The sequence below is a fragment of the Dialister micraerophilus genome, assembly GCF_947090205.1.
Taxonomy (GTDB): Bacteria; Bacillota; Negativicutes; order Veillonellales; family Dialisteraceae; genus Dialister; species Dialister micraerophilus.
This window is the reverse complement of sequence record NZ_CAMUNF010000001.1, coordinates 138,461-147,334: the sequence shown is the minus strand read 5'-3', so window position 1 is coordinate 147,334 and position 8,874 is coordinate 138,461. Positions and strand designations below refer to the sequence as shown.

The window sequence follows — 8,874 nt, the reverse complement described above, 5'->3', positions numbered from 1 at the left end:
ATAGTTTAAAATAGTAAAAAAGGGACTGTAGCTCAGCAGGTCAGAGTGCCATGTTGACATCGTGGAGGTCATCAGTTCGAATCTGATCAGTCCCACCAAATAAAACTTATAAAAACGCATTTGATAATTTGATATGAAATCAATTATTGAAAGCGTTTTATTTTTATTTCGTCAATATTGTTTTTATATTTTATAAATTTGTAAAATATTTATCTTAAGCATATAAAAATTTATTAAATATTTTTATGCTATAATTTAAATAGATTTTCTATGTAAAATGTATTTTAATGAAAGGAAATTTTATGGAGCCGAACAACAATAAAGAACAAAATACTGTTTCCGTAAAAAAAACTTTATCAATTTTCGATTATTTTAATATAGGATTTGGTGCAATAGTCGGAATCGGATGGGTTTTGATGGTAGGAGACTGGGTTGTATTGGGAGGCGGTCCATTTGCGGCAATAATTGCTTTCATTATTGGAGGTCTTGCATTACTTCCTGTCGGAGCCGCATTTGCAGAGTTAACTACTGCGATGCCTATTTCAGGTGGTATCGTTGAGTATGTAGAACGTGCTTTCGGACAAAAAGCATCATTTGTGGCAGGTTGGTTACTTGTGTTCGGTGACGGTATAGTATGTCCATGGGAAGCACTTATAGTGTCCAGCATATTAACAGAACTTGTCGCTCAATATTTTCCATGGTTGAAAAGTATAGAATTATATGAAATATTTGGAGCAAAAGTTTATTTTTGGCCTTTAATTTTCGGACTTGCTATGGCAGGATATGTGATTTTGCAAAATTTTAAAGGTTCTTCGCATATGGCAAAATTACAGAAATTTTTAACACGAATGTTGTTTTTGGGAATGGCCATAGCTATGATTGTTTCGTTGGTAAGAGGAGGAACACAAAACTTTTATCCTATATTTGAACATGTAGTAGGTCCGTCAACTCAAACAGGTGGAAACGATTTTTGGACAGCCATGCTTTCTGTTTTGGTTTTAACTCCATTTTTTTACACAGGACTTGATACTATACCGGATCAAGCCGAGGAAGCTGAAGAGGGCATAAACTGGAAAAATTTCGGACGTGTAATCGGAGCCACACTTATAGCATCTGCAATATTTTATTCAATTTGCATATATTCCTTCAGTACCATTATTAAATGGACGGAATTTATCAAAATGCCTATACCGGCACTTGCAGTTTTAAAAGATATAAATATTTACCTTTCATTTGCAATGTTGTTTATTGCCATATTGGGACCTTTGGGACCTATGAATTCTCTTTTTTCCGCAACGTCACGTATAATATTGGCTATGGGACGTAAAAAACAATTACCTTACGTATTTTCAAAATTGGATAAAAGGGGTACACCGCGTGCAGCAAATATATTGCTTGCAGTTTTGACAATATCGGGACCTTTTTTGGGATATAGAATGCTTCTTCCGCTTACTGAAGTTGCAGGATTGGCATTTATATTGCCGTGCACAATGGTAACTGCGGCCTGCTTAAAATTCAGATATGATTACCCTGAATTGGAAAGACCTTATAAAGTTCCGGGAGGTAAAATCGGAATTTGGTTGGGTGTTATTATAGGGGTGATTTTATGTGCATTGTTAATTGTACCTATGAGCCCTGTTGCACTTGATTTGAAAGAATGGATAATTTTAGGAGGATGGCTGATTTTCGGAAGTATTTTATATATAATATCAAGAAGAGAAAAAGTCGAAAGCCGATAGGCTGTAAATGAAAAGAAGTATAGAATCGGATTTTATATAAAATCAGGAGAATTTAATGGACACAAAATACATCAGAAATTTTTCTATTATTGCGCATATAGATCATGGTAAATCAACTTTGGCGGATCGATTGATTGAATTGACCGGTACCGTTTCCAAACGTGAAATGGAAGCACAACTTTTAGATACTATGGCTCTTGAACGTGAACGCGGAATAACTATTAAAGAACAATCTGTAAGATTGAAATATAAATATAAAGACGGCGAGATTTATGAATTGAATTTAATAGACACACCGGGTCATGTAGATTTTAATTATGAAGTATCAAGAAGTCTGTCTGCGTGTGAAGGTGCCATATTGATTATTGATGCGACACAGGGAGTTCAAGCTCAAACACTTGCAAATTTATACTTGGCTCTTGATAACGATTTGGAAATTATTCCGGTAATAAATAAAGTGGATTTGCCGAGTGCGGATCCCGAACGTGTAAAAAATGAAGTCGAAAATCTTATAGGATTGGATATGTCGGAAGCTGTTTGCGTAAGTGCAAAAACAGGTGAAAATGTAGAATCTGTTTTGGAACAAATTGTAGAAAAAATACCTGCTCCGAAAGATAACAGTAAAGAACCTTTACGTTGTTTGATATTCGATTCAATATTCGACTCGTATAAAGGTGCAATTGCATACGTTCGTGTAATGGACGGAGAAGTACGTGCAGGCATGGATATATGTATGATGGCTTCAGGAAAAGTTTACAAAGTTACTGAAGTAGGATATTTTTCACCGTTTCCGAAATCGTCCGATAAATTGACATGCGGCTCTGTAGGTTATATAGCTGCAAGTATTAAAAATGTACAAGATTGTGAAGTGGGAGATACTATTACAACTGCGGTGGACGGTGCAAAAGAAGCGTTGGAAGGGTACCGTAAAGCTTTGCCGATGGTTTTCTGCGGATTATATCCGATAGAAAGTAAAGATTATGATCAACTTAAAGCGGCACTTGAAAAGCTTCAGTTAAACGATGCCGCACTGGAATATGCTCCGGAAACATCGTTGGCTTTAGGGTTCGGATTCAGATGCGGATTTTTGGGACTTCTGCACATGGATGTAGTACAAGAAAGATTGGAACGTGAATATAAACTTAAACTTATAACTACTGCACCGTCGGTTATTTATAATGTATATAAAACAGACGGTACGATGATAACCGTAGACAATCCTGCAGCATTGCCGCCGACAAATAAAATAGATCACATAGAAGAACCGGTTGCAAGTGTGGAAATTTTGGTACCGTCCGACATGGTAGGCGCAGTTATGGAATTGGTACAAAATCGTCGCGGTGTATTTCAGACAATGACATACTTGGATGAAACTCGTGTAGATTTATCATATAAAATTCCGCTTTCGGAAATCATTTTCGATTTTTTCGACAAATTAAAATCAAGTACCAGAGGTTATGCATCGTTAGATTATAAAATAAGCGGATATCAAGAAACTGATGCTGTAAAATTGGATATTTTGTTAAACGGAGAACTTGTAGATGCGTTGTCAGTGATTGTACATAGAAGTAATGCGGCGAGTCGTGGAAGAAATTTGGCACTTAAATTAAAAGGCATTATTCCACGTCAAATGTTTGAAGTACCTATCCAAGCGGCAATAGGTAATAAGATTATCGCACGCGAAACAATTAAAGCTTATAAGAAAGATGTTCTTGCAAAATGTTACGGAGGCGACGTTTCACGTAAGAAAAAACTGCTTGAAAAGCAAAAAGAAGGTAAAAAACGAATGAAACAAGTAGGAAGTGTAGAAATACCGCAAGAAGCATTTATGGCAGTATTGAAAGATGACTGAAAATTTGGGACTTTACTTGCATATTCCGTTTTGTAAAAGCAGATGCTCATATTGCAATTTTTATTCAATCGGAATGAAAGCGGACGATAAATTCGTTAAAGCGCTTGAAAAAGAAATTGAACTTAAAAGTTGTAATTATAAAAATAAAATTTGCGACACGATTTATTTCGGTGGAGGAACACCTTCGACTTTGTCATCAATACAAGTTGAGTCAATAATGAAAAAATTGTTTCGGCATTTCAATATATCAAAAAATGCCGAAATTACAATGGAATTAAATCCGTGTGATATGACAAAAGAATATTTAGCAAGTATAAGAAAAATTGGAATCAACAGAATATCGGTAGGAATTCAAACCAATTATGATTCTTTATTATTGAAAATAGGAAGACTGCATACGGCAAAACAAGCTGAAAAAGCTATTTATCAAGCGAAAAAAGAAGGATTTTCAAATATAAGCATAGACTTGATGTACGAACTTCCGATGCAAACATCAAAAGATTTTAAAAATACATTGCTATGGGCAGTTCATTTGCCGATAAGACATATGTCTATATACAGTTTGATAATAGAAGAAGGTACAAGATTTTCTCAACTATACAAAAAAGGATTGTTGAATAGGCCGAGTGAAGAAGCAAGTTGGGAAATGTATCAATCAATGTGTCGAATTTTACCTCATTATGGATTTGAGCGTTATGAAATATCGAGTTTTGCACAAAAGGGGTATAAATCCGAACACAATATGAAATATTGGAAACTTGACGATTATTTAGGGTTGGGACCTGCGGCATGTTCAAGAATAAAACACGAAAGACGAGAAAATTTACCCGGAGTAAGATTGTATCAAAAACAGTTGCTATCAGGTGAAAATCCTCCGGAAAAAATTTATAAACTTTCCGTTGAAGAAGAAATGGAAGAATTTTGCTTTCTTCAATTAAGGATGAAAGAAGGAATAAATAAAGAAAAATTTGTCGAACGATATAATAAAGATATAAAAGAGATTTATGAAGATAAAATAGAAATGTTGAAAAATAAAAAATTATTGAAAGAAAGTGAAAATCATATTTTTCTAACTGAAAAAGGATTTGCTTTCGGAAATTATGTATTTGAACAATTTCTGTTGACTTGAAGGAAACACATTGAGTGTTTCCTTTTTTATGGCAATTATTGTAGAATAGTATTAATAAAAATTTGTGACGGAGGTAAAAAATTAATGCCGGTTTCCTATACAAAAATAAGTTTGAAAGCATTAAGACACAATTTAAGGCTTATTCGTTCAACTGTACCTGAAAATGTTGAATTGATGGCAATATTGAAATCAGACGGATATGGACACGGATCTATAGCCACTTTAAATATAGCGTTGGAAGAAGGATACAGTTCAGCAGCTGTAGCTCGTGTAGATGAAGGAATAAAATTAAGACAACACGGATTTAATTGCCCTATATATACATTAGGATTACCGCTTCCTTATGATATGCCTGTAGGTGTAGCAAATGATATGATTATGCCTATAGATGATACTGTGGATTTAAAAACTATGGAAGCGGTTGCGGCAGTATCAAATAAAGAAGTAAAAGTAATGTTGACTGTAGATACCGGTATGAATAGATTGGGGATACATTTAGATAAAATTCCTGAATTTTTAAAAAAACTTAAACGATACCCCCATTTGAAATTACATGGTACATTTACACACATGGCAACCGCAGATGAAAAAGATAAGACTTTTGCAATTGCGCAATTAAAAGAATTTGAAAAGGCATTGGAATTATTGCCGAAAACAAAAGATTTCAGAATTTCAGCCGCAAACAGTGCAGGAATACTTGAATTGCCTCAAAGCTTATATAATTTGGCACGTCCGGGGATTATAATGTACGGTATATATCCTTCAGGAGATATGAAGAAAAATTTGGACCTACAACCGGTAATGTCATTGATAAGTCATTGCATTCATGTGCAAACTTTAAAAAAAGGTGAAACCGTAGGATATGGAGCTACATATAAAGCGGAGCATATGATGAAAACCGCAACTATACCGATAGGATACGCAGACGGATATCCGCGTAGTCTATCTAATAAAGGATACGTATTAATCGGAGGTAAAAAGAGACCGATAGTCGGACGTATATGTATGGATCAACTTATGGTGGCGGTAGATGATACAGTCAGAACCGGAGACCAAGTGGTATTAATAGGCGAACAAGGAAATGAAAAAATTACAATTGAAGAAGTTGCAGAATTGGCAGAAACCATACCTTATGAATTGATGTGTATATTTAAGCGTATAATAAGAGTTTACGAAACATAAAAAACACACTCGTTATGATATATAGCGAGTGTGTTTTTTATAAAAGAAAAAAGACCGATTTATACTCGGTCTTTTTTTTGGTGGATCATCAGGGTTTCGAACCCCGGACACCCTGATTAAGAGTCAGGTGCTCTACCAGCTGAGCTAATGATCCATATCAACGAAAAATATTATAGCATTGAAATTTTATTGTGTCAATATATGAATTTGAAAAAAACTGAATCAATAATGAATACCGAATTTTTTCTTTAAAGAATTTATATCGGATCTCATTTCAATATCACACTTATTAAGTAAATATTGAGCATTATGCAATTTTTGAGAAGATATGGAAGCTTTTTTTGCACTTGAAAGTTTGTAAATTCTTGCCAATTCTTTTTTATATTGAGACATTAATTCAGCCAACTCTTCCGGCGACAATTCATCCATATAATCGGAATTTTTATTATTTTCTTTTTCAACTTCCTCAAAAATGTTTTCAGTACTCATAACGACCTCCGTTAATAATATATTATCATAAATTTTTGTAATTTAAATAAAATTAATTCATTCTTTTATAAAACAAATTTGCATTTGCATAAAATGAGTATAATTGTTGCTGTTGTATTTGTAATAGTTTATAATTTTAATATACTGTGCGCCTATAGCTCAGTGGATAGAGCATCGGTCTCCGGAACCGAGTGCGAGGGTTCGACTCCCTCTAGGCGCTCCAATTTTAAAGACTCTTTCGGAAGAGTCTTTTGTTTTAAATAAATTGATAATTAAGAAAGAAATATTTTTATTTCTATAGTACAATATATTAAAAGGAAATAAATTTGATTGTATCAAAGTAGAGGTAGCTAAAATGAAAAAAATATATAAAATAGGAATTATTTCAATTATTCTTGCTTTGTTGGGCAGTGTTGTTTATGCGGCGCAGTCTGCAGTGCAAAAATCTGTTTTATCCGGAGTTGTCACGTCTGTTATACAGGAAGGACAACATGTAAAAGAAGGTGATATTCTTGTTACCGTTGATTCATTGGCAGGTCCTGTACCTGCAGTAAGAGCAACAGGTGATGGTGTTGTAAATGAAGTAAAAGTGCAAGAAGGAACAGAAATTAAGCAAGGTGACGTAGCAGTTATCTTGGAAATATAAATTTTAGGAGTTTGTAATGTCAAATAAAAAAATTTTAAAGTGTTTGGTTATTTCCGCAATGATATTGCTCGGTGGTTCGTATGTGCATGCAAATCAAGAATTTATGCCTGTATCCGAAGTTAAAGAAGGAATGCACGGATATGCGAAAACCGTAATTCATGGTACAAAAATCGACACTTTTGATGTAGATGTAATGGGAGTAATGAAAAAACAGGGAAATACCGGAGGCGATTTAATTTTAGTAAAAGTATCCGGACCTGTTATAGATGAATCCAACGGAATAGCACAAGGAATGAGCGGAAGCCCTGTTTATATAAACGGGAAACTTTTAGGTGCGGTTGCTTATGGATTTTCAAATTCCGGAGGAAGAATAGGAATGGTTACACCTATATCTGATATGCTCGGATTATGGACTATAGATGATAATAAGAAGGCTACTTCACATACACTACCTGACGGATTGATACCGATTAAAACACCTTTGATGTCGACAGGATACACTGAAGATGCAATGAAATATCTTGAAAAGAGAATGAAAGATTTTAATATGTATCCGTTATCCGCTGCAACTTCAAGTGTTGATGAAATTGCACGTCCCTTGGAAGCCGGAGGAGCCGTTGCGGCAACTATGGTAACGGGTGATTTGAAATTGGGAGCTGTAGGTACAGTAACTTATGTAGATAAAGACCATATAGTAGCTTTCGGGCATCCTTTCAGAAACACCGGAAGCACTTCATATTTTATGAATAATTCGTATATTTTCACGGTAATACCGAGTACCGATACTCCATTCAAACTTGCATCAGTAGGTGCAGATATAGGTGAAATCACACAAGATCGTGTAGAAGGTATTGCGGGAATAAACGGAATTATACCGGACTTTGCATCTTTTCATGCTTATGTAAAAGATAAAGATACCGGTGAACATCGCGATTTAAATGTAAAAATGATTCAAGATGAAAAAATTATTGCATCGTTGACATCTACATCTGCATATAGTGCCGTAAACAGTACTATAAATAGAAAAGGTGAAGGTACAGTTACATTAAAATATACATTGTACCCGAAAGATTTGAAGAAAAAACCGTTTACCAGAAGCAATATGTTTTGGTCATCGGTAGATATTTCCGAAAAAAGTGTTGAAGAATTACATAACGCAATAAGTATTTTGGCGCAAAATCAGTTTGAAAAATTCCCTTTGAGAAGTATAACTTTAGATGCGGAAGTGACAAAAGAACGTAAAACGGCACAACTTTTGGATGCGACCGCAGCACCTACGATAGTAAGTCCCGGTGATATGATTTATATACGTGTAAGATTACAATCATACAGAGGAAATATTTTTTATAAAGATCTTACATTCACCGTTCCGAAAGATCAGCCTTTAGGTGAAATGACATTGGAAGTAAGAGGAGGCGGAGTTGTTCCTTTGCCTTATCTTATTCAGCAGCAACAACTTAATTTCTCCGATGAAGTTATAGATCGTTTACGTAAGTACAAAGATTTTGATGATTTATTTAATAAACTTGAAGAATCAGATCAAAATAACCAGATTGTTGTAGAAATTTTGAATACAGATTCGGGAATGCCGGATAAAAAGATTGATAAAAAAGTAGAAAATTTGGAAGCAAAAGAAGAAAACAATAATTCTAAATCAAAAACAAGATTGAAAACGGATTATATCGTTTACGGTGACGGACAATTTACATTCCAAGTAATGAATCCTTCCGATAAAGATAAAGAATTGAAAAAATTGACGAAAGAAAAACGTAAAGTAAAACTTGATTTTTCAAAAGATTCTTCAGAAAATCCCACGGCGTAAATTATTTATTCTGAG

At 34.4% G+C, this 8,874-nt stretch carries 7 protein-coding genes and 3 tRNA genes; 8 read left to right on the top strand and 2 right to left on the bottom strand.

Translation table 11 applies throughout. The annotated features are described in order from the left end of the window. Positions 1-21: 21 nt before the first annotated feature. From P6922_RS00705 to alr, 5 genes are all read left to right on the top strand, one after another. Positions 22-98: transfer RNA gene (locus tag P6922_RS00705), tRNA-Val, on the top strand. Positions 99-302: 204 nt separating this feature from the next. Continuing rightward, positions 303-1,739, top strand: coding sequence for an APC family permease (locus P6922_RS00700; protein WP_276873487.1), 1,437 nt, complete (start codon positions 303-305; stop codon positions 1,737-1,739). A gap of 55 nt (positions 1,740-1,794) precedes the next feature. Further along, complete coding sequence (gene lepA, locus P6922_RS00695) at positions 1,795-3,591, top strand: translation elongation factor 4 (RefSeq protein WP_276873485.1); 1,797 nt, start codon at positions 1,795-1,797, stop codon at positions 3,589-3,591. After that, positions 3,584-4,720 carry a radical SAM family heme chaperone HemW gene (gene hemW / locus P6922_RS00690; RefSeq protein WP_276873484.1) on the top strand — a complete coding sequence of 379 codons (1,137 nt, stop codon included), beginning with the start codon at positions 3,584-3,586 and terminating at the stop codon, positions 4,718-4,720. Before lepA ends, hemW begins: the two co-directional genes overlap by 8 nt. Positions 4,721-4,804: 84 nt before the next feature. Continuing rightward, on the top strand, positions 4,805-5,902 hold the full coding sequence (gene alr, locus P6922_RS00685; RefSeq protein WP_007555273.1) for an alanine racemase: 1,098 nt from the start codon (positions 4,805-4,807) through the stop codon (positions 5,900-5,902). Positions 5,903-5,980: 78 nt separating this feature from the next. On the opposite strand, the gene P6922_RS00680 is transcribed toward alr, so the two are convergent. Both P6922_RS00680 and P6922_RS00675 read right to left on the bottom strand, forming a co-directional pair. Next, positions 5,981-6,056, bottom strand: a tRNA-Lys gene (locus P6922_RS00680). A gap of 68 nt (positions 6,057-6,124) precedes the next feature. Continuing rightward, entirely contained in the window at positions 6,125-6,391 is a 267-nt protein-coding gene (locus tag P6922_RS00675; RefSeq protein WP_276873483.1) for a hypothetical protein, read from the bottom strand. Between the two features lie 148 nt (positions 6,392-6,539). On the opposite strand from P6922_RS00675, the gene P6922_RS00670 reads away from it, so the two are divergent. The 3 genes from P6922_RS00670 to P6922_RS00660 all read left to right on the top strand — a co-directional run bounded on the left by P6922_RS00670 (position 6,540) and on the right by P6922_RS00660 (position 8,859). Further along, positions 6,540-6,614: transfer RNA gene (locus P6922_RS00670), tRNA-Arg, on the top strand. Positions 6,615-6,746: 132 nt separating this feature from the next. Beyond that, on the top strand, positions 6,747-7,037 hold the full coding sequence (locus tag P6922_RS00665; RefSeq protein ID WP_007554383.1) for a biotin/lipoyl-containing protein: 291 nt from the start codon (positions 6,747-6,749) through the stop codon (positions 7,035-7,037). Between the two features lie 16 nt (positions 7,038-7,053). After that, complete coding sequence (locus P6922_RS00660; protein ID WP_276873481.1) at positions 7,054-8,859, top strand: SpoIVB peptidase S55 domain-containing protein; 1,806 nt, start codon at positions 7,054-7,056, stop codon at positions 8,857-8,859. Positions 8,860-8,874 lie beyond the last annotated feature (15 nt).

What these genes read in the sequence shown, in the direction of transcription:
- P6922_RS00700 (WP_276873487.1), top strand. Translation starts at nt 303, where the DNA reads ATGGAGCCGAACAACAATAAAGAACAAAATACTGTTTCCGTAAAAAAA.
- lepA (WP_276873485.1), top strand. Translation starts at nt 1,795, where the DNA reads ATGGACACAAAATACATCAGAAATTTTTCTATTATTGCGCATATAGAT.
- hemW (WP_276873484.1), top strand. Translation starts at nt 3,584, where the DNA reads ATGACTGAAAATTTGGGACTTTACTTGCATATTCCGTTTTGTAAAAGC.
- alr (WP_007555273.1), top strand. Translation starts at nt 4,805, where the DNA reads ATGCCGGTTTCCTATACAAAAATAAGTTTGAAAGCATTAAGACACAAT.
- P6922_RS00675 (WP_276873483.1), bottom strand. Translation starts at nt 6,391, where the DNA reads ATGAGTACTGAAAACATTTTTGAGGAAGTTGAAAAAGAAAATAATAAA.
- P6922_RS00665 (WP_007554383.1), top strand. Translation starts at nt 6,747, where the DNA reads ATGAAAAAAATATATAAAATAGGAATTATTTCAATTATTCTTGCTTTG.
- P6922_RS00660 (WP_276873481.1), top strand. Translation starts at nt 7,054, where the DNA reads ATGTCAAATAAAAAAATTTTAAAGTGTTTGGTTATTTCCGCAATGATA.